The sequence below is a fragment of the Alistipes sp. DJF_B185 genome (assembly GCF_964250025.1).
Lineage (GTDB): Bacteria > Bacteroidota > Bacteroidia > Bacteroidales > Rikenellaceae > Alistipes > Alistipes finegoldii.
This window is the reverse complement of record NZ_CAXUDY010000006.1, coordinates 94,532-114,761: the sequence shown is the minus strand read 5'-3', so window position 1 is coordinate 114,761 and position 20,230 is coordinate 94,532. Positions and strand designations below refer to the sequence as shown.

The 20,230-nt window shown below is 57.3% G+C and carries 16 protein-coding genes; 4 read left to right on the top strand and 12 right to left on the bottom strand.

All coding sequences use genetic code 11. The annotated features are described in order from the left end of the window. The first annotated feature begins 109 nt into the window (after positions 1-109). Both ACESTR_RS09700 and deoC read left to right on the top strand, forming a co-directional pair. On the top strand, positions 110-1,831 hold the full coding sequence (locus ACESTR_RS09700; protein WP_373179193.1) for a hypothetical protein: 1,722 nt from the start codon (positions 110-112) through the stop codon (positions 1,829-1,831). 138 nt (positions 1,832-1,969) lie between these two features. Next, positions 1,970-2,848: a deoxyribose-phosphate aldolase gene (gene deoC, locus ACESTR_RS09695; RefSeq protein ID WP_014775181.1), complete on the top strand. Its 879-nt coding sequence runs from the start codon at positions 1,970-1,972 to the stop codon at positions 2,846-2,848. A gap of 741 nt (positions 2,849-3,589) precedes the next feature. Here deoC and ACESTR_RS09690 read toward each other — a convergent pair. Genes ACESTR_RS09690 through ACESTR_RS09680 form a run of 3 tightly spaced genes read right to left on the bottom strand, consistent with a single transcriptional unit; the run spans position 3,590 to position 6,732 of the window. After that, a complete protein-coding gene (locus ACESTR_RS09690; protein ID WP_009596710.1) occupies positions 3,590-3,814 on the bottom strand; it encodes a hypothetical protein in 225 nt (74 codons plus the stop codon). After that, positions 3,807-5,444 (bottom strand): S41 family peptidase, encoded by a 1,638-nt coding sequence (locus ACESTR_RS09685; RefSeq protein ID WP_009596708.1) that lies wholly within the window; start codon positions 5,442-5,444, stop codon positions 3,807-3,809. The genes ACESTR_RS09690 and ACESTR_RS09685 overlap by 8 nt, the downstream gene beginning before the upstream one ends. 43 nt (positions 5,445-5,487) lie before the next feature. Further along, positions 5,488-6,732 carry a DUF3078 domain-containing protein gene (locus ACESTR_RS09680; RefSeq protein ID WP_009596698.1) on the bottom strand — a complete coding sequence of 415 codons (1,245 nt, stop codon included), beginning with the start codon at positions 6,730-6,732 and terminating at the stop codon, positions 5,488-5,490. Positions 6,733-6,827: 95 nt separating this feature from the next. On the opposite strand from ACESTR_RS09680, the gene nfo reads away from it, so the two are divergent. Further along, on the top strand, positions 6,828-7,676 hold the full coding sequence (nfo, locus tag ACESTR_RS09675; RefSeq protein WP_014775177.1) for a deoxyribonuclease IV: 849 nt from the start codon (positions 6,828-6,830) through the stop codon (positions 7,674-7,676). 49 nt (positions 7,677-7,725) lie between these two features. On the opposite strand, the gene ACESTR_RS09670 is transcribed toward nfo, so the two are convergent. The 5 genes from ACESTR_RS09670 to ACESTR_RS09650 form a co-directional block, all read right to left on the bottom strand. After that, positions 7,726-8,928, bottom strand: coding sequence for an aspartate aminotransferase family protein (locus ACESTR_RS09670; protein WP_302576541.1), 1,203 nt, complete (start codon positions 8,926-8,928; stop codon positions 7,726-7,728). A 2-nt stretch (positions 8,929-8,930) separates the two neighbouring features. Then, the gene (locus ACESTR_RS09665) at positions 8,931-9,614 is read right to left on the bottom strand and encodes a TrmH family RNA methyltransferase (RefSeq protein ID WP_130062546.1); all 684 of its coding nucleotides are present in this window, start codon (positions 9,612-9,614) and stop codon (positions 8,931-8,933) included. Next, positions 9,595-10,515, bottom strand: a complete 921-nt coding sequence (gene rsgA / locus ACESTR_RS09660; RefSeq protein WP_130062547.1) for a ribosome small subunit-dependent GTPase A — start codon at positions 10,513-10,515, stop codon at positions 9,595-9,597. Before rsgA ends, ACESTR_RS09665 begins: the two co-directional genes overlap by 20 nt. A gap of 3 nt (positions 10,516-10,518) precedes the next feature. Next, positions 10,519-11,022, bottom strand: a complete 504-nt coding sequence (locus ACESTR_RS09655) for a CvpA family protein (RefSeq protein ID WP_130062548.1) — start codon at positions 11,020-11,022, stop codon at positions 10,519-10,521. A gap of 117 nt (positions 11,023-11,139) precedes the next feature. Next, positions 11,140-11,358 (bottom strand): helix-turn-helix domain-containing protein, encoded by a 219-nt coding sequence (locus ACESTR_RS09650; protein ID WP_014775174.1) that lies wholly within the window; start codon positions 11,356-11,358, stop codon positions 11,140-11,142. Positions 11,359-11,699: 341 nt separating this feature from the next. Here ACESTR_RS09650 and ACESTR_RS09645 point away from each other — a divergent pair, with 341 nt between their 5' ends. Next, positions 11,700-14,978, top strand: coding sequence for a hypothetical protein (locus ACESTR_RS09645; protein WP_302268064.1), 3,279 nt, complete (start codon positions 11,700-11,702; stop codon positions 14,976-14,978). Positions 14,979-15,043: 65 nt separating this feature from the next. On the opposite strand, the gene ACESTR_RS09640 is transcribed toward ACESTR_RS09645, so the two are convergent. From ACESTR_RS09640 to ACESTR_RS09625, 4 genes are all read right to left on the bottom strand, one after another. Then, on the bottom strand, positions 15,044-15,328 hold the full coding sequence (locus ACESTR_RS09640; protein ID WP_279183612.1) for a hypothetical protein: 285 nt from the start codon (positions 15,326-15,328) through the stop codon (positions 15,044-15,046). Positions 15,329-15,489: 161 nt separating this feature from the next. Beyond that, on the bottom strand, positions 15,490-16,704 hold the full coding sequence (locus ACESTR_RS09635; RefSeq protein ID WP_227042085.1) for a glycoside hydrolase family 57 protein: 1,215 nt from the start codon (positions 16,702-16,704) through the stop codon (positions 15,490-15,492). Between the two features lie 15 nt (positions 16,705-16,719). After that, positions 16,720-18,033, bottom strand: a complete 1,314-nt coding sequence (locus ACESTR_RS09630) for a glycosyltransferase family 4 protein (protein ID WP_009598758.1) — start codon at positions 18,031-18,033, stop codon at positions 16,720-16,722. 27 nt (positions 18,034-18,060) lie between these two features. Further along, positions 18,061-20,193, bottom strand: a complete 2,133-nt coding sequence (locus ACESTR_RS09625) for a glycogen debranching enzyme N-terminal domain-containing protein (protein ID WP_130062542.1) — start codon at positions 20,191-20,193, stop codon at positions 18,061-18,063. Positions 20,194-20,230 lie beyond the last annotated feature (37 nt).

Below are 20,230 nucleotides of genomic sequence, written 5' to 3'. Positions count from 1 at the left end.
AAACCCGGACGCCCAAACGGCGTCTTGCGAATCGGAACTTCCGCGAAAGTAACAGGAAAAAGGCAAACATTTAAATAAACACATTAATTTTACGATTATGAAAAATCTAATGAAATTGAGCGTTGTACTCGTTGCTGCCGCACTGGCATTCTCGAGTTGTAATTGCTTCAAGAAGATGGCTAAGAACCGGGACGACATCAACCTGACCGTCACTCCCGAAATTCTGACGCTGAACAACGGCATCGTAGCCGCAGACATCAACGTTACGTTCCCGGTCAAATACTTCAATGCGAAAGCCGTTATCAAGGTAACTCCCGTGATCGTATTCGAGGGCGGCGAGGTTGCAGGCGCAGCCAAATACCTCCAAGGTTCGAAAGTGGACGAGAACTACACCGTAGTAGACAAGAAGAACGGCGGCAGCTATACGCAGCACGTAGAGTTCCCGTACGATCCCCGCATGGACAAGTGTGCTCTGCAGCTCCGCGCCGAGATCAAGTGTCCGGGCGGCAAGTGCAAGGAGTTCACGCTCGTGAACCTGAACACCGGCGCCATCCCGACCAAGGAGCAGGCCGCCGTGCTGGCCGGCAACGACGAGGCTGCCAAGGCCGCTCTGGCCAAGGAATTCGGCCTGACCGTCGTTTACGGTCTGAACACCCTGCAGAAGGACCTCAAATATTCGGACCTGATGGCTCCGATGGCCAACAACTACAAGAAGGTGCACACCGTAGTTGACAAGACCGATCTGCTCTATGCGATCAACTCTTCGGTCGTAACCAAGAAGAACGAGAAGAAAGCCAATCTCGACGCCTTCAAGGCCGACGTAGACGCCAAACTGCAGAACGACCGCGCAACGCAGAACATCGCCGTGAAGGGCTATGCTTCGCCCGACGGTCCCGTGAAGTTCAACGACAAGCTGTCGAAAGCCCGCAGCGAATCGGGTAAGAAGGTCGTTGCCAAACTGCTGAAGGATTCGGGTCTGGATGTCGACGCCGCAGCTTACGGCGAGGACTGGGACGGCTTCAAGGAGCTGGTCGAGAAATCGGACATCAAGGACAAGAACCTCATTCTGCAGGTGCTGAGCCTCTACAACTCGTCCGCAGAGCGTGAGAGCGAGATCAAGAACATGTCGTCGGTATTCAACGAACTGAAAGAGGAGATCCTTCCCGAACTGCGCCGTTCGCAGATCGTCAACAGCACCGACATTCAGGGCAAGACCGACGCCGAGATCATGGCTGCCTTCAAGAACGGTCAGGACCTGACCGTCGAGGAGTACCTCTACGCTGCCGAGGCGCTGGCCAACGGCGCCGAGGAGCAGGTTGCCATCCTGACCGTCGCTTCGAAGAAGTTCAACGACGCCCGCGTATACAACAACCTCGGTATCGCTCAGGCCAAGGCCGGTGACAAAGCCGCTGCGCTGAAGTCGTTCGAGAAGGCCGCCAAGACCGACTCGTCGAGCGAGATCAACAAGAACCTCATCCTCGCCAATCTGGCTAACGGCAACACTGCCGAGGCCAAGAAGTACGCTCAGGCTGCCGACGCTCAGGCCAAGGCCGCTATCGCTGCTGCCGAGGGTGACTACAAGAGTGCCGCCAAGAACCTCGACGGTTACAACGAGGCTGTTGCTCAGGTTATGAACAACGACCTGTCGGCTGCCAAGAAGGCTATCGCCAAGGACAACTCGGCTGACGCAGACTACCTGCGCGCAGTGATCGCCGCTAAAGAGGGCGACCTGAAGACCGCTGAGGCTCAGCTGAAGAGCGCCGTTTCGAAGAACCCGAAACTGGCTCAGAAGGCTGCCAACGACATCAACCTGAAGGCGCTGAACAAATAATCGCCGTCAGATTAAGAGAAAAGGGTCTGGACCATCGGTTCAGGCCCTTTTTTTGCAGGATACCGGGAAAATATTTGCAGGCCGAAGATAGCGGGTGTGAATTATTTTTCCTAATTTTGTAAAAAACAGGGATACATTATGGAGTACGCCAATCATCTGAATGAATACGCTCCGGCATGGAGCGAAGCGCAGGTGGCCGAAGAGGTCGCCCGCATCCGCGAAGCCGCGAAGCGCAATCATAATGCGGAAGTATATAAAATGTGTTACTCGGCCATCGACATCACGACCCTGTCGTGCAACGACTCGGTGACCTCGGTGACCGAGTTCGCCCGCAAGACGGCCGAATTCTACCAGAAATTCCCGCATATTCCCAACGTGGCCTCGATCTGCATCTATCCGGCATTCGTCGAGACCGTCGGGTTGGCCGTGGACGGCACTCCGATGAAGATCACGAGCGTCGGCGGCGGATTTCCCGCGGCGCAGACCTTCCTCGAAGTAAAGGCGCTCGAAGTGGCGATGGCCATCGAGAACGGCGCCGACGAGGTGGATATCGTACTCAATGTGGGCCGCATGCTTACGGGAGAATACGACGAGGCGGCAAATGAGGTCGAGGTGATCCGCTCGGAGATGGACGCCGACGTCGTGCTGAAGGTCATCATCGAATCGGGGGCGCTCAAAACACCCGATCTGATCCGCAAGGCATCGCTGCTTTCGATGTTCGCAGGAGCCGATTTCGTAAAGACCTCGACCGGAAAGATCGACGTGGCCGCAACGCCCGAAGCGGCCGTGGTCATGTGTCAGGCGATCCGCGACTACTACCAGAAGACGGGCCGCAAGGTGGGATTCAAGGCCGCAGGAGGCGTCCGCACGGCCGAGGACGCCGCCCTCTACTATACGATCGTCGAGGAGATTCTCGGCCCGGAATGGCTCAATACGGATATGTTCCGCATCGGCGCCTCCTCTGCCGCGAACAACCTCCTTTCGGCTATCGAAGGCAGGGAGATCAAGTATTACTGATCGCCCGCAAGGGCTATCGAGGTATGCAGCAGTCCGGATTCGGACTGCTGCTTTTCGTTGGGGCGCCGGCCGGCCGAGAAACCGGTTTGCCCGGAACACTCTGCCGGAAAACCAAACGGTCTGCCGGGCAACCTGTTTTGCCGGAAAACCGGATTGCCGGAAAAAGGCCGCGGCCTTACAATATCCGCGGCCCTGAATCGTCGGCATAAGTTAAGAAAGGCTGCAACGGGACGGCGGCGGGAAAGAACCGGAAGGCGATGGAAAGACAACCGGGAAGACAACCGGGAAGATAACGGGAAGGTGACGGAAGGGCAACCAGAGAGCGGCGGGAAAGCAACCGGAAGTCACAGGAAAAGCAAGCGGGACGGCGGCGGGAAGGCGACCAGAAGGAGCCGGAATGATAACCAGAAAGCGGGGGGGGGAAACACCCGGAAGGCGACGGAAAAACAACCGGAAAGCGGCAGGAAGGAGCGGCGGTTCTTCGGAAATGAAAAATCCCGGCTGCAGTCGCAGCCGGAACTTCTAATGCAAACGGAGGATAGTACGGAGGCTGCGTACAAACCGGGATTGTCTGATTCTGTATATTAAACGCAGAAAAGCTTCGAATACTGCACGATAAGGAGAAAGATTCGTGCGAACGGTGGCGGATTCATGCAAACGGACGGCGGCCCAAAGAGCCGCCGTCCGTTTTTCGATCTGCAGGACACCCGTTTCCGGGCCGCGTCCGACAAAGCTTCCGGCTTACCGAAGCGAATCGATCACTTCGACGGATATGGAATCCGTCGTCTCCGTTTCAACGGGGACTGGCGTCGCAGGCTGTTGTGACGCGACCGGTTCCGGATAAGTCTGGTCCTCGATTTCGTCGCGCAGTACCATCGACTGGAAATTGTCGCGCCGGATAGCCGCAATGACGATGATGACGATCACGGCCGTTGCTACAATAATACCGATAAGCTTTTTAATCATTTTCTCGTGTCTCGTTTAATATCCCGACCGCGCGTACTATCACGTTGTCCACGGGATAGATGTTGGCGTAAAATCCGTTGTCCTCCAGTGCCGTATTGCGGCCGATGTAGGCCCTGAGCTGGGCTTCGATCAGTTTGCGCGAACGGGCGATGTCGCGGTAATTCGGAGCTACGCCCTGACGCGCCGCATAGCGGATGAAGTCCTCGACCAGACCCCGGTCGCCGTCGAGCAGGGCCTGCAGTTCGGGAATCGTCTTCACGGCGTTGAGCGCCTCGCGGTGACGGTCGGCGTACTCGATCGTGTAGCGGTAGAGGATGTTGCGCCCCGCCACCTCGACGAAGTATTTCGTCACGTCGGTCGTGTCGGCCGGCACGAAAACGTCGGGCATGATGCCGCCGCCGCCGTAAACCACCTTGCCGCCGGGCGTCGTCCGTTTGAGCGAGTCGGCGAAGTGGATGCTGTCGGCCGAGAAAAACTCGTTGTTCCGGTAGCGGTTCCAAATGTCCTCCTCGTAGCTTTCGTCGTCGCCGATCGTATAGGGCTTCTGGATCGAGCGGCCCGTGGGCGTGTAATAACGTGCCGTCGTAAGCCGCAGGGCCGATCCGTCGCTGTAAGGTATCTGACGCTGTACGAGTCCCTTTCCGAACGAACGACGTCCAACAATCGTACCACGGTCGTTGTCCTGCAAGGCTCCCGCGAGGATTTCGCTCGAAGAGGCGCTCCCCTCGTCGATCAGCACAACGACGTCCATGTCCTGCGCCGAACCGGTGCCGTCGGCATATTCGCGCTGTTGCTGGTGATGGCGGTCCTCAGTATAGACGATCAGCTGCTCCTTGTGCAGGAATTCGTTGGCGACCAGAATCGCCTGATCGAGATAGCCGCCCGAATTGCCCCTGAGGTCGAAGATCAGTTTGGTGACGCCTTCCGCCCGCAGCGAAGCCAGCGCCTGCTCCATCTCCGCGGAGGTGGTGCGGGCGAACTGCCCCAGTTTGATGTAACCGATGCCGTCGGCGATGCGGAATGCCGATTCGATGCTCTTGATCGGAATCTTGTCGCGTACGACATCGACGCCGACCAGCTCGCCGATTCCCTGCCGTCCGAGTCCGAGGTGCACTGTCGTGCCGCGCGGACCGCGCAGTTTCTTCACCACGTCGCGCTGCGGAATCTTCTGTCCCGCCACGAGCGTGTCGTTGATCTCGATGATGCGGTCGCCGGCCTTGATTCCGGCCTTGTCGCTCGGTCCCTGCGGGATGACGTTCAGCACGATCACCGTGTCGGTGGCCATGTTGAAGACCACGCCGATGCCGTCGAACTCGCCCTCCAGCGGTTCGTTCAGCTGCTGCATCTCGGCAGCCGGAATGTAGACCGAATGCGGATCCAGCTCCTTGACCAGCAGCGGTATGACATGTTCGGCCAGCGAATCCATCGCCACCGAATCGACATACTGGTTCTCGATCAGCGAGAGCGTGTAAGTCAGTTTGTTGGTCGGCAGGGCCATCTGCCGGAGCATGCCTTTGATCTGCGAAGTGGTGCTGTTGCGGCCCATGTACTGTCCCAGCAACAGGCCCAATACGACGCCCGCTGCCAGCAGCAGCGGGAAGAGGATGGTGTATTTCGAATTTTTGTACATTGTCGGTCACCCGACGCACGGCACGCCGCCGTCGGGCTGTAAATTATTTGTTCTTAAAGGTATAGGTCAGTCCGACGCTCAGCAGCGTACGGGTCTGCACATCGACGTTCTGCGCCCGGTTGTAATAGAGCTGGAAACTTAACGTCGTGGAGAGGTATTTTGTTGCCTTGATGTCGAGCGTATTTTCCCAGCGTGCGATCGGATGGATCGGCAGCCGGGGCTTGTCCTTGATGTCTTTATTGGCTGTCTTGTCCCATTCTTCGTAGGCATGGCGGAACTTCGTATAGTCGCTGATCTTGTTCTTCTGGCCGATATCGGTGATCCAGCCGTAGAAGGAGTAGAGCGTCGTGCGGTAGCGCAGGAATCCCGTTTTGCCGAACGTGCGGTCGAAGTCGATCTGGATCGAGGAGCCGCCTTCGTATTTCGACGTCTTGTCGGGATCTTCGATACCGTAGTTGTATGCCGGCTTTATCTCAGTCTCTGTCTTTTTGCCTTCGCTGTCTACTCTTTCTTCCACCTGCCGTCTGCGGATCCAGTCGTTTTCGGCAAAGGTGGCGTTCAGCGCGATCGGCGAGAGGTTGATCACGATCGGGAATTTAGGTTTGGGACTTTTGTAGGTGATACCGAGCGAAATGTCGAGGTAACCCGGAGTCATGAACTTGCTCTTGAGGTGCTCCTTTTTCTGCTCCGTGCGCGATTTATAGCCGTTGACGAACTGGCTGCGGAAGTTCAGGATCGAACCGTAGGACCAGTTTTCGGACATCTTGAACGACGGGGCGACCGAGACCACGAATTCGTCCTGATTCTTGAACCAGACGCCCTCGCTGTCCATAATCTTGTTGCCGCTGTCGTCGACCATCGGATTGCCGTCGGCATCGAGACGCTGCGTCTCCACCTTCATCCGGTTATAGCCCAGCTTGGCACTGAACTTGGTTTCGATGGTGAAAAGATTCTTGGTGAAAACATGGCGCAGGCCGATCACCGCCGTAAGCGCGATGGAGTTGTCACCGCCCGACACCGAGATCCAAGGGTCGTTGTACGAGGTAAGCGCGCCCTGCACCCCGCTGTTGAATTCGAGGTAGTTGCGCTCCTTGCGGATCGCGGCGCGCTCGGCCTTGTAACGGGCGCGGCTGAAATAATCGACATCTACGGGTATGGATTTCAGTTTGTCCTGAAAAGTCACGCTCTCCTCCCCGGCATCGACTTCGTCGACGGAAATCTGGGCAGAGACGGTGCGGCCGATCAGAAGAGCCGGAATAAGCGTCAATATGAGATAAAAAGGTTTCATAGTGAAGTATTTATATCTGGAAAATTACACTGCAAATTTATGAAATTATTTACAAAAACCTTAACTTTGTCTTAAGTTAATATAAAGATACTCACATGAAATATATCGGAGCACACGTAAGCGCTTCGGGAGGTGTGGAGAACGCCCCCGCCAATGCGCACAAGATAGGGGCTACGGCTTTCGCACTTTTCACCAAAAACCAGCGGCAGTGGGTCGCCGCGCCGCTGACGGCGGCGCAGATCGACTCTTTCCGCAATGTCTGCGACCAGTACGGCTACCTCCCGGCCCAGATCCTGCCACACGATTCGTACCTGATCAACCTCGGACATCCTGAGCGCGACGGGCTGGAGAAGTCGCGCGCGGCGTTTCTCGACGAGATGCAGCGTTGCGAGCAGCTGGGGCTGGACCGTCTGAACTTCCATCCCGGAAGCCACCTGCAGAAGATCGCGCCCGAAGAGTCGCTCGACCGGATCGCCGAGTCGATCAACATCGCGCTGGACAAGACGCACGGCGTGACGGCCGTAATCGAGAATACGGCGGGACAGGGGTCCAATCTGGGCTTCGCCTTCGAACAACTGGCCTACCTGATCGACCGCGTGGAGGACAAGTCGCGCGTAGGCGTCTGCATCGACACCTGCCACGCTTTCGCCGCAGGTTACGACCTGCGTACGGCCGAGGCGTGCGAGAAGACGTTCGCGGAGCTGGACAGCATCGTGGGATTCGAATACCTGAAAGGCATGCACCTGAACGATGCCATGAAGATATTGGGCAGCCGTGTGGACCGTCATACGCCGCTGGGCGAAGGCATGATCGGCATGGAGTGTTTCCGCTACATCATGCAGGACGCGCGTTTCGACGGCATTCCGCTGATTCTCGAAACGCCCGACGAAGAGCGCTGGCCGGAGGAGATCGCCATGCTCAAGGCGTTCGCCGAAGAAAAATAACGCCCGGCGGAGCGGGTATCGCGCCGGATGTCTTGGCAGCCTGTTCCGGCTACCGCAGCCGGTCGAGACACTCCCGGATAAGCGCGGCGCTTTCGCGCACCTCCTCCCCGGAGATCGTCAGCGGCGGCGAGATGCGGAATGCCGTGTCGCAGAACAGGAACCAGTCGCTCAGGATTCCGGCATCCTTGAACAGTTCCATCGTGCGATACAGTTTCGCCGATTCGCCCAACTCGACGGCTATCAGCAGGCCGCTGCGGCGGATTTCGCGCACGGCGGGATGGCTCCCCAGCAGCGTTTCGTACAGCGCGCCCTTGGCTTCGGCCTGCTCCACGACCTTGTTGTCCAGCAGGTAATTCAACGCCGCCAGCCCCGCCGCACAACAGACCGGGTGTCCGCCGAAGGTGGTGATATGTCCCAGAACCGGATCGGTTTGCAGCGTATCCATGATTTCGCGCCGCGCCACGAACGCCCCCAGCGGCATGCCGCCGCCGAACGCCTTGGCCAGGCATACGATATCGGGTGTAACGCCGTATTTGAGCATGGCGAACAATTGCCCCGTGCGTCCCATGCCGGTCTGTATCTCGTCGAAGACCAGCAGGGCGCCCACCTCGTCGCACCGCCGCCGCAGGGCCTCCAGATAGCCCGGTGCGGGCGTCCGGACGCCCGCTTCGCCCTGCACGGGTTCGGCCAGCACGCAGGCCGTGCGTCGCGTGATGCGGTTCAGCGCGTCGAAATCGTTGAATTCGATCGCCTGCACGTCGGGCAGCAGGGGCCGGAACGCCCCTTTCCACTCTTCGCCTTCGGGCGCCCCCATCATGCTCATCGAGCCGTGGGTCGAACCGTGGTAGGCGCGACGCATGGAGATCAGCTCCGTGCGGCCCGTGAAACGCTTGGCCAGCTTCAAAGCGCCCTCGACCGCTTCAGCGCCCGAATTGACGAAATAGACGCTTTCGAGTCCTCCGGGCAGCAGCGACGCGAGCTTCGAGGCATATTCCACCTGCGGCGTCTCGACCAGCTCGCCGTAGACCATCACGTGCATATAGCGCGCCGCCTGCTCCTGCACGGCCCGCACCACGGCGGGATTGCAGTGGCCGACGTTGCTCACCGAAACGCCCGCCACCAAGTCGTAGTAACGCTTGCCTTCGGGCGTGTAGAAAAACGACCCTTCGGCGCGTTCGACTTCGACGAGCATCGGCGACGGCGAAGTCTGGCCCACGTGGGCCAGAAATTGTTTGCGTAAAATGGTATTCATTGTCAATCTTTGAATTTCCGCTGCAATATCGCGTCCGCATCCTTCACGCTGCGGCGCATCCAGCCGAAGAGGGTCTCGGCCTGCTGCGCGTCGGTCATGCACCACTCCCCGACCGTGAGCCGCATCCGCTCGGAGAGCATGTAGATCAGGATCGCGGCCGACGCCGAAACATTCAGGCTCTCGACCATGCCGCACATCGGGATGCGCAGGAATTCGTCGGCTCCGGCGATCACCTCGTCCGAGATTCCGGCGTGTTCGGTGCCGAAAACCAATGCGAAAGACCCTGCGGCGACGTCGAACGTTTCGGGCGTCACGTCTTCGCGGTGGGGCGTAGTCGCAACGATGCGGTATCCCGCACCGCGCAGTGCGGCGAGGGCTTCTCCCGTCGAGGGATGACGCCGGACATCGACCCATTGGTCGGTGCCGCGCACGATGTCGGGATTGGGTTCGAAGCGGCACAGCGTCTCGACGGTGTGCATCTCCTGCACGCCGAACGCCTCGCAGTGGCGGATTAGAGCGGCGGCGTTCTGTCCGTGGTACATATTCTCGGCCAGCACGGTCATGTATCGCGTACGCATGGCGACCGTGCGGCGGAGTACTTCATAACGCTCGGAGGTCGTGAACTCCGCAAGGCAGGCGATACGTTCAGCGTACCATTCAGCACCCTTATTTGCGGTATTTTTCATCTTCATCGAGTATTTTGAGGTAACTTTCGTAGCGGGGATAGGCGATCTGCCCCCGTTCGACGGCTTCGACCACCGCACATCCCGGTTCGTGGGTGTGGGTGCAGTTGTAAAACCGGCAGTCGGGGGCCGTGCGCATCATTTCGGGGAAGTAATGCCACAACTCGGCATCGTCGATGTCGATCAGCCCGAAACCCTTGATGCCCGGCGTGTCGATCACTGCGCCGCCTTCGGCCAGCGGGTACATCGTCGAAAAGGTCGTCGTGTGCCGTCCCTTGTGGTGGCTTTCGGAGATTTCGCCCGTACGGATGTCCAGCGAGGGGTCGATGGCGCGGATGAGCGTCGATTTTCCGACGCCCGAATTGCCCGAAACGAGGGTCGTACGCCCTTTGAGTAGCTCGTGTACCGCACCGACGCCTTCGCCCGTGGCGGAGGAAACCTCCATGACGCGGTATCCGGCGCTTTCGTACACGGCATGAAAGTCTGCGACGGCCTGCGGGTCCTGCAGGTCGATTTTCGAAAGCAGGATCGTGACGGGCACCTTATAGGCTTCGCAGGTCACCAGAAACCGGTCCACGAACTCCGTGGCGGTTTCAGGAGAACGCAGCGTCGCCATCAGCAGAGCCTGATCGACGTTGGCCGCGATGATATGCGACTCCTTCGAGAGGTTCGACGCCCGGCGGATGACGTAGTTGCGGCGGGGCGAAATGTCGCAGATGACGTAATCGCCCCCTGCGTCGGCCTCGCAGGTCACTTCGTCGCCCACCACGACCGGATTGGTCGAACGTACGCCCCGCAGCCGCAGCCGGCCCCGGATACGGCAGCGGACGACCTCGCCGTCGTGCAGGACGTCGTACCAGCTTCCGGTGGCGCGCACCACTGTTCCGGTGAATCGTTTTTCCATCGGCTAATCCTCGTTTTGTTCCTGCGGCACCTGCTCGCCGACCCATTCCAAGAAAGGGAAAACGGCTTCGGACAGGCGCATGACGGGCTTGTAACTCTTCGATTTCTCGATCGTCTGCGGGCCGACGAGCGTATAATCCTCGTTGAGCGAATCGAACGCCGAGAACAATACGCTCAGGACCAGCATGTATTTCAGCACCGACACCGCGATGCCCAGCACGATGTCGGGGATTCCGAACCCCGCGAAGTGAAACAACTTGCGTACCAGCCGTCCGGCAACGGCCACCAGAAGAATCACGGCCAGCAGGACCACGACGAATCCGCCGACTGCAGATACCGTCTCGTCCAGCTTCAGCCACTCCCCGACATAAACGCCATAACGTGAAGCAAGCCAGATACCTGCGACGATTCCGGCCAGCGAACATATCTGCATGACAAAGCCTTGGCGCCAGCCGTTCCAGACGGCCAATGCCAGAATAAGGCAGACGATCAAATCGATTGTATTCACAAACAGCGGGTTCTTATTTCATTTGGTTGGTAAATATACGACAATTTACCTAAACAGCCTAAAAAAAGAACTCTTCTTGCAACGGCACGGAAATATATAAATATAGGTATATCTCTGTTACCGAATGACCTCCCTCAAGCTCACATTCAACGCGTTACATATGATACACATCGTTTTGACCGTAAGGTTCGTGCGTCCCGCTTCGATACGGCTCAAATTGGATCTTTCCATGTCGCAACGGTATGCGAGTTCCTGTACCGTCAGACGCCTCTCCCTCCTCAACTCTCTGATCCTAGAGGAGATATAGGATACCTCCTCCTCATAAACAACTCCCATTTCAAAAATTTGGATAAAAATTTTGTTGTGCAAATTTTTATATATATATTTGCACCATGCGTATCATATATGATACCACGATTTATCCAATATTACTGAAAAATAATGCGTCACACATATAATAAAGAATGCGTCACTTTATTGATAATTAACGGATAACAAGACCGGTAGAGTATGCGTCGCTCTACCGATGTTCATGTACCCGTAACCGAAAAAAAAATAGATACGTCACTCTATTGATAACTAATGCGTCAACACAAAAAACAATTCCATTTCAATTCTTCATTACTATGAAAAAAAACTTATTCAGAAAATTTCTTGCACTGTTCTTAACCGGAACAATGTTAGCCGGTGTCGGTTGTAAAGACTACGACGACGACATCGACGACCTGAAGGGTCAGATCAACGACTTGAAGGGTCAAGTCGAGTTGAAGGCCGACGCTTCAGCCCTCAAAGCTGTTACCGACAAATTAAACGGGATAGATTTCTCGTCTTTCGTTACCAACAGCGGTCTCCAGACAGAGCTTGACAAAAGGCTGGCAGACTATGCCAAGAAGTCGGATCTGAAAGATTGGCTGACTAGCGATGAGGTGTTGAAACTTATTAAGGCTCAGGGATATCAGACCAAGGCTGACGTTCAGAAACTGATCGAAGAGGCTACCAAGAATCAGCTGACTGCCGACGATGTCAAGAAGATTTTCGAGACGATGATCGCTTCGGACGAGACCATGGGTAAACTGCAGGCCGAAATGCAGAAGATCATCCAGCAGGCTCTGGTCGACGGCAAGTACGTTACCGAGCAGCAGATGAAGGATTTCGTCGAGGGTAAAGGTTACATCACCGGTGCCGATCAGCTGTCGGCGACTCAGATCAACCAGATCCTTACCGCTGTCGCCAATTCCGTATCTTCGGAGACGGCTACGGTCACCGATGCCATCAAGAAGGTCCTCGGCGACAACTTCGCTTCGTACATGGCTGAGTACATGAATGACGAGACGGTCAAAGCCGAAATGGGCAAGACCATCACCGATACGATCCTCAAGGAGCTGACCGATGCCAACGTAACTCTGAAAGAGGCTATCGAGGCGATGATCGAGGAGGGTGTAAACAGCAAACTGTTCAACCCCGACGGCAGCGCAATCTACCTGAAAGAAGCCGATCTGAAGGATCGTTTCGACAATTACGACACGCAGCTCCGCAATCTCTGGAGCGCTATCGCAGACCTCGCCGGCCGCATCCAGTCGCTGGTTTACGTTCCGACTTCGCTCGAAGAGGTATCGAACAATGTCATTTCCATCGAGGGACTTCCCTATATCGCGATGGTTGACGGTGAAGGTGAGGACTACAAGTTCTATCTGGGCAGCGACGAAGGCGGCAACGAGGCCGCGATCGAAGCTACTTTCATGGTTTCGCCTGCGGCTCTGGCAGTCAAGATGACCAAGGAGAACGTATCGTTCGTAACGGAGGAGATCAAGACGCGCAGCGCTGCGTCGTTCGAGGTTGTAGACGTGATCGATCAGGACGTCGTGACCGGTAAGTTTACCGTTGTCGCCAAGACTCAGTACGAGTACGGAAACGGCAAAACGCTGGCCATTGCGCTGAATGTGAAACTCGCAGGCACCGGTGTCGCCGGAGCTACGCCCGAAGATGCCATTTCGGGCGAGGATTTGGGCAGCGATTTCACCAGTGCCTTTATCGGTACGCAGTATAATGCAGGCGGCGCGATCAATGCCGATCTGGTTGCCGGTCGTATGAAAGAGGACGGAAACCTCGAACTGGTAGTTGACGACGATACCCAGTTCCCGGAATTCGAGGGCGATGGCGGTCTGAAATATAACGACGAGGAAACCGTCGTTGAGTTCTTCCATGATGTGAAGATTTACTACATGAAAGACGGCAAACCGCAGGAGCTTGCCGCAATCTGGGGCGAGGATGTTCCCGTTCTCAAGACCGTTGTTCCTGAAGACGCCGCCGTAGCGACGGTAGATCCCGAAGATAACAAGGACAGCTATACGCTTACGGCAACCACGGCGGCGATCAAAAAGGGCAAGGGTGTTCCGGCTCTGATCGACGACGTGATTACCTCGGAACCGTTCTCGTTCGACCTCGTATCGGGCGAATACACCTGCCGCGTGGTTAAGAACGCCAAATCGCAGTTCACCATCATCAAGGACAACACCGACGTCATCGTTTCCGAGCCGCAGACGGTAACGTGGAACTATGCAACGGTTAGTGCTGGCGACGATTACGAGGCTGTGGATTACCTGCTGAATCCCGATCCCACGAAGCCGCAGATCGGCCACGTGATTTACAACGCACTGAAGGCTGGATCCTTCGAGGATATCCAGATCTTCGACGGCGAGACCGAAATGACCGACGAACTGCCGTTCGATGTCGCTGACATTATCCTTACTAGCTCTCCTGCTGACGATCGTGCAGAGCAGCATCTGGAACTTGTCGTAGCCGGCAACAGTGCAATGACGAGCGGTTCTTACACGGTCAAAGCACGTTACAACTATGAGAACACCGATATTACGATTACTCTGCCCGTCGTTATCGAGGGTATGCCTGAGATCACGATGGCTCCGGAGACCGTAACGGTGGATTACTTGGCGGGAACGAGCGAATACACGGTGATCGAGACGTATGCCGAGAAACTCTGGAATAAGGATTGGGCTCCGAAGTACTTCGCCGACAAGCAGACGTTCGTAGATGCGATCTATGCCGCTACCTTCGAGGCTACTGCCGATGAAGCGGAAGATGGAACCGAACTCGTGCAGGCGACCGACGATGCAAAGAACATCGCTATCAAGCTCGGCACCGGAGCAAAGGAGAAGAGCTACGAACTCACGGCTAAACTTACTGCCGACTGGGGTCTCGATGTAACGGTTGCCGTTACGGTTAATTTCGAAGGCTTTGCAGGCGAGCTGGTACAGGGCGACAACTATGCGAATCCGGTGCGTCTGAACGCAAAACTTACGACGACGGCTTATGTGCCCGATGGACTTAACCTCGACAACACTTGGGTTGCACCCAAAGATTCCAAGGGCAATGAAATCGGAAAGGTTGTCTTCTCGGTAGACGCTGAAGAGTATGAAGGCGCTTCGGTAGACGCCGACGCCAAGACCCTGACGTGGGGTACTGAGTACAAGGGCCTGAACATGGCGCTCAGCGTAAAACTGATGCTTGATTCTTATGTTCTTGACGAGCAGGTGCTCAATGTCGAGATTCCCGACCCGATCAAGGATAAGACGATCAGCCTGCGTAAGAATGCCGTTACTACGATCTCCGCGAGCGCTGACGATGCTTCCCTGACTGTGGGCGATCTCCTCCAGCTGGCGAATATCAACGGCAATAACGTATTCGAGGCTACGGCTGCCGATGAGAATACGGTTCTCGGAGTCGTTGTCAAGTACGAGGTGATGAATCCGGAGGTTCTTGTTGACCGAATTGATACTGGGGCCGATTTCGCAACCACCGGTACGATTACGGTCAAGGGTAATGCCGACAGCGAATTCGTAGGCGAGAAGACGGTCAAGGTGAAAGTTACCGTATCCTATGATTACGGCACGGACCGCGTTCACAATCTTGATATCAAGGTTAAGCAGAAAGCCAACTAAAAAGAATCCCCCTTTTCCGCAGAATCCGGCGCCGTCCTTCGGGACGGTGCCGGGAGCGCGGGAAATCAAATCCCTAAAGCAGGAACGGCACATCCCAAAGTTTTTTGGTTAACAACTCCCACTTTTAAGTAACATTCCTGCTTGCGGCAGACCGAAGAGGCGCGGTCTGCCGCTTTTTTTATCGTTCCGGCCGTTGCTGCAATCCGTCGGACCGGATACGATAAGCTGTTGCCGGATCGGGTGCCTTTGTCCCGACTTGTATGAAAAATCAGCCGCAGTGTTGACTGCGGCTGATTTGATTTGAGTCTATTTCCCGGCATTTCCCGGCATTTCCCGGATGTTCTTCCCATGTTCCCCGGCGTTTTCCGGCATTTTGGGCGTTTTTTCGGTCCGCCGTTCCGTCCGGCGGCGCAGATGCCATGCGGGCTTTACGGGCGTGTTTGCGGGGCTGTAGGGCTGCGTTTCATGCGCCACTCCTCCGTCCCCTCACCGTGTTGCGGGAGGGGTTGTCCTATTTCGCCTTTGCGGCTTTGGCGGCCACCGCCTGATCCAGCTCGATGATGAAGTCCGAAAGGACGTTCATGTAGTTGATGAAGGCGTCGTATGCCGAGTCGTACGGGTTGAAGTAGGAGTGTACGTCGCCGTCCGAGAGCCATTTGGTCGCCATGTAGTAGAAGTGGTCCGAGGTCTGCATGAAACTCCATACATAGTCGAAATCGGGGCTTTTCAGGGCGGCGACCTTCTCTTTCTGGGCATAGAGTTTCGAGAAAGCCTCGTTCTGCAACTCGTTGCCGAGCCACGCCGTCACATCGCGCTCCTCGTCGGCCCACGACATTACGTGCGGACAGTGGAGTACGGACACCGGCTGGTACTTCTTGGCGGCCTCGCTTACGGTGGCGAATTCCATGTCGTTCTTCTTGGCGAGGATCGCTTTGGGAAGCGCACGCATGAATTCGAAGATTCCCGTATCCGCCGTCTGATGCTCCCCGAAGGTCTCGTAGTCCATGAAAAGGTTGATGACCTCGCCCGGCGTTTCGTCCGAAGAGAGCCATTTGACGTATTTGTCCGCCGTCAGCGGCCATTCGTCCCAGCTGCGGCTCGAGAAACGGAACGCGATGTCGTCCGAGAGCTTGTAGTTGCGCAGCAGCAGGCGCAGTTTCTGATTGATGGCGTTGGCATAGACGTAGTTGGGCGATTTCCAGCCCAGCACGTGCTTGGCGCCTTCGGCCAGCATCGTGCGGAAGCCCATGTCGGCGACCATGGCGCCGATCTCGTCGGAGTAGATCAGCTCGGTGTTGCGGAAGGCGGTGGGCTTCACGCCGAACTCCTTCTTGATCATCGCCGTATGGAGCTTCACCTGTTCGGTGAAATCCTCTTTCGACGCCAGCGACGCCAGCGAATGGGAGTAGGTTTCGGCCAGAAACTCGACGCATCCCGTGGCGGCCAGCTCCTTGAACGAGTCGAGCACCTCAGGCGCGAAGGCGCGGAACTGCTCGACGGCGATGCCCGTGATCGAGAACGAACAGCGGAATTTACCCTTGTTCTCCTTGATCAACTTCAGCAGCAGGGCGTTCATGGGCAGGTAACACTGCCGGGCGACTTTCTGCATGATCGAGCGGTTCAGGAGGTCGTCTAGGTAGTTGTGGTCCTTGCCCATGTTGAAGAAGCGGTACTTCTTCAGTCGCCAAGGCTGGTGTACCTGAAAATATAAGCAGACGGTTTTCATAGGGTATCTGTATTTTTATTGTTTTTTGTTCTCTTCAATGACCGCTTCGTATACGGCTTTGATCTTCGCCGCGGCGTCGTTCCACTTGAGGTTGGTGACCTCTTCGAGTCCTTTCGACGCGAACATGCCCGACAGGGCCGGGTATTGGATGAGGCCGTAGATGGCGTCGGCCAGCGCGTCCACGTCCCAGTAATCGACCTTCACGGCGAAGTCGAGCACTTCGGCCACGCCGCTTTGTTTGGAGATGATCACCGGCACGTTCGAGCGCATCGCTTCGAGGGGCGAGATGCCGAAAGGTTCCGAGACCGACGGCATGACGTATACGTCCGACAGCTGGAACATCTTGTGTACGTCCTCGCCGCGCAGGAACCCCGTGAAGTGGAAGCGGTCGGCGATGCCCAGCCGCGCCACGCGGCGGATGACGTGGTTCATCATGTCGCCCGAACCGGCCATCACGAAGCGTACGTCGGGTACGCGCTTGAGCACTTTGGCGGCAGCCTCGACGAAGTAGTCGGGACCTTTCTGGTAGGTGATGCGTCCGAGGAAGGTGACGATCTTGTCCTTCACGCCGCGTTCGGGCATTTTGCAGGGGCCGCCGGCGAAGCGCACGGCGTTGTGCACCGTCACGACCTTTTCGGCCGGAACGCCGTAGCGGTTGATGACGATGTTGCGGGTAAGGTTCGAAACGGCGATCACGCGGTCCGCGGCGTGCATGCCCGCACGCTCGATGGCGTAGACCTGCGTATTGACGTTCTCGCCGCTGCGGTCGTATTCCGTGGCGTGCATGTGCACGACGAGCGGTTTGCCCGACACGCGCTTGGCGGCGATGCCGGCGTAGTAGGTGAGCCAGTCGTGGGCGTGGATCACGTCGAACTGCCCTTCGAGGTCCTTGGCGACCTGCGCGGCCACCACGGCGTAACGGGCCACCTCCTCCATGAGGTTGGCGCCGTACTTTCCCGAAAAGGTGTAACGCTGTTTCCATGCGTCGGTCGTGGACCAGACCTGCTGACCCGATTTTACATAGCGTTCGTGGTAGACCTCGTACTCTTCGGGGGAGATGTAGGGCACCATGTTCGAGTCGATGTGGATGAACGACATTTTTTCGAGAATGTCGTCGGCTCCGCTCCCGGTCGAACCATAGAGAGCCTCCACGTCGCTGGCGTTCATTACGTGCGTGAAACGCTGATCTTCATCGCCGTAAGCGTGGGGAACCACGAACGTGACGTCTACGTCGTTGCGCGCCAGACCGCGCGTCATGCCGTAGCACGCCGTTCCAAGACCGCCCGCGATGTGGGGCGGGAACTCCCAACCGAACATTAAAACTCTCATATCTTAATTCTTTTCATTTTGTTGCCTTTATTTCTTTGCGGCTTTTCCTGCCGCCTTTTTCGCCGCGGCCTTGGGGGTCTTCGCCGCGGCCGGACTTTTGGCGGCGGCCTTTACCGTCTTCCCGGCGCTTTTCGCCGCAGGCTTCGTCTTCGCCGGCTTTTTCTCTTTCGGACCGTTCGTTCTGCCGCTTTTCTTCGCGGCTTTGGGCGCTTGGGAATCCCCTTTGCTCCGCTCGCGGATCATGCGGTGGATGTCCAGTGCGGCTCCGACGCTCCACGCCTGCGAAATGGCTCCGCGCGAAGCGTAGGGCGGGTCGGCGTCGTACAGCTCGCAGATCGAGCCGATGCCGTAACGCTGGATGTCCTCGTCGAAGTTTTCCAACGCCTCCTCGGCCTGCGGCAGGAATGCGTCGCCGTCGATGTCGAAGCAGGCCTTGATGTAGAAGGGCAGCAGCCACGGCCATACCGAGCCGTTTTTGGCGGCGAAGTCGCGTTCGGCGGGCATGCCCTCCTGCGAACCCCTGTAAAGCGGGTTTTGGGGCGACAGCGTCCGCAGTCCCTTCGGGGTGAGCAGGTGCTGGCGCACCGTGCGGATCACCTCCAGCTGCATCGTCTCGTCGAGCATCTTGTAATTCAGTCCGCAGGCGACGATCATGTTGGGGCGCGTCGATTTGTCGGGACCGCTGCCGTCCACGAAGTCGGCCAGATAACCCTCCGGCAGGCGGAACAGTTCGATGAACGACTCCTGCGTGCGTGCCGGAAGCGGGACCCACTCCTTGACGAAGGCCTTGTCCGTCTTGTCCCCGTATTTGCCGGCCAGTTCGAGCGTATAGCATACGGCGTTGTACCACAAGGCGTTCACTTCGACCTGATAGCCGTTGCGCGGGGTCACGGGGCGTCCGTCGATCGTCGAATTCATCCACGTCAGGGGCACCTCTTCCGATGAAGCCCATATCAGCCCGTTGTCGTGCAGCGCCACGCGGCCGCCTATTCCCTGCCGGTAGCTCTCCAGTATGTCTTTCATGGCCGGGCCGTAGCTCGCCCATATCTCCTTGGCCCCCACCTCGCGTTCGAGCTGCTGGAGGGTCCAGAAAAACCAGAGGGGAGCGTCCGCCGCGACTTCGGCCGAGGCGCTGCCGGTGAACATGCCGTCGCGCATCTCCCGCACCAGCGTATCCAGCGCGTCGATGCAGTCCTCCTTGTGTCCCTGTTCGAGCGTGATGCCCGGCAGCGAGATGAAGGTCTGGCGGCCCGAAACCCCGTGCCACGGATATCCCGACACCACTTCGGTCCGGTCGCCCGGACGGCGGATCAGGAACTGCCGCGCCGAGTGTTCGAGACAGCTGATGAAGTCGATCTTATGCGTACGCCGCGCGATGGATGCGGCGAAAACCTCTTCGATGGTTTTGGTCGAGCCCATTTCGTCGAGCGACGCCGAGAAGATGATGCTCTCGCCCTTCTTGAGCTCCGCTTCGAAATAGCCCGTCGTGAGCAGGTCTTCGTACCCCTCGTATCCGCGGGCCAGCTCCTGCTGGTATTCGAATCCGTAATACCAGTCGGGCGCGGGCACGAACTCCGTGCCGGGTTTGCTCGTCTGGAGATAGAGCCACGGGAACGAGTTGTAGAGACGGCACTTCACGCCGTTTACGGCGGGGTAGGAGTGTCCGTCGGCCTCCATGTTGGCGTGCGTCAGCGCATGCTTGTCGCGGAAGGCGAGGAACGGCCGCAGCCGCAGCCGGGTTTCGGAGTGGGCGTCCACGAGCGTGTAGCGGATCATCAGCTGCGTCCGCTTGTGGATCCAGAGCATCTCCTTCTTGAGGATTACGCCGCCCACGCGGTAGGTGATCGTCGGCGTCGGCGTATACTCGAAATCGGTGATATACTTGTGGCCGCGCGGCTCGTATACCCCCTTGAAACGGTGCAGCGCCAGATTGAACGTCTGGTCGTGCTGCACCACGGTCTCGTCGAGCGACGAGAGCAGGACGTAGGTCCGGCCGCTGTCGTCGATGGGGGCCACCATCAGTCCGTGATAGCGGCGGGTGTTGCAGCAGACGATCGTCGTACTCATGTAGCCGCCGATACGGTCCGTCGAGAGCATTTCGCGCTGGAGGGAGTACTCCAGATTGCCCAATTCGCTTTTGTCGAAAGTAAGTGCTGACATATCTTTCTTAAAAATGCAGTTCGTCCTATAAAGATAT

What these genes read in the sequence shown, in the direction of transcription:
- ACESTR_RS09635 (WP_227042085.1), bottom strand. Translation starts at nt 16,704, where the DNA reads ATGAAAACCGTCTGCTTATATTTTCAGGTACACCAGCCTTGGCGACTG.
- ACESTR_RS09690 (WP_009596710.1), bottom strand. Translation starts at nt 3,814, where the DNA reads ATGATTAAAAAGCTTATCGGTATTATTGTAGCAACGGCCGTGATCGTC.
- ACESTR_RS09630 (WP_009598758.1), bottom strand. Translation starts at nt 18,033, where the DNA reads ATGAGAGTTTTAATGTTCGGTTGGGAGTTCCCGCCCCACATCGCGGGC.
- ACESTR_RS09670 (WP_302576541.1), bottom strand. Translation starts at nt 8,928, where the DNA reads ATGAATACCATTTTACGCAAACAATTTCTGGCCCACGTGGGCCAGACT.
- ACESTR_RS09680 (WP_009596698.1), bottom strand. Translation starts at nt 6,732, where the DNA reads ATGAAACCTTTTTATCTCATATTGACGCTTATTCCGGCTCTTCTGATC.
- ACESTR_RS09645 (WP_302268064.1), top strand. Translation starts at nt 11,700, where the DNA reads ATGTTAGCCGGTGTCGGTTGTAAAGACTACGACGACGACATCGACGAC.
- nfo (WP_014775177.1), top strand. Translation starts at nt 6,828, where the DNA reads ATGAAATATATCGGAGCACACGTAAGCGCTTCGGGAGGTGTGGAGAAC.
- rsgA (WP_130062547.1), bottom strand. Translation starts at nt 10,515, where the DNA reads ATGGAAAAACGATTCACCGGAACAGTGGTGCGCGCCACCGGAAGCTGG.
- ACESTR_RS09650 (WP_014775174.1), bottom strand. Translation starts at nt 11,358, where the DNA reads ATGGGAGTTGTTTATGAGGAGGAGGTATCCTATATCTCCTCTAGGATC.
- deoC (WP_014775181.1), top strand. Translation starts at nt 1,970, where the DNA reads ATGGAGTACGCCAATCATCTGAATGAATACGCTCCGGCATGGAGCGAA.
- ACESTR_RS09665 (WP_130062546.1), bottom strand. Translation starts at nt 9,614, where the DNA reads ATGAAAAATACCGCAAATAAGGGTGCTGAATGGTACGCTGAACGTATC.
- ACESTR_RS09640 (WP_279183612.1), bottom strand. Translation starts at nt 15,328, where the DNA reads ATGGGAAGAACATCCGGGAAATGCCGGGAAATGCCGGGAAATAGACTC.
- ACESTR_RS09685 (WP_009596708.1), bottom strand. Translation starts at nt 5,444, where the DNA reads ATGTACAAAAATTCGAAATACACCATCCTCTTCCCGCTGCTGCTGGCA.
- ACESTR_RS09625 (WP_130062542.1), bottom strand. Translation starts at nt 20,193, where the DNA reads ATGTCAGCACTTACTTTCGACAAAAGCGAATTGGGCAATCTGGAGTAC.
- ACESTR_RS09700 (WP_373179193.1), top strand. Translation starts at nt 110, where the DNA reads ATGAAATTGAGCGTTGTACTCGTTGCTGCCGCACTGGCATTCTCGAGT.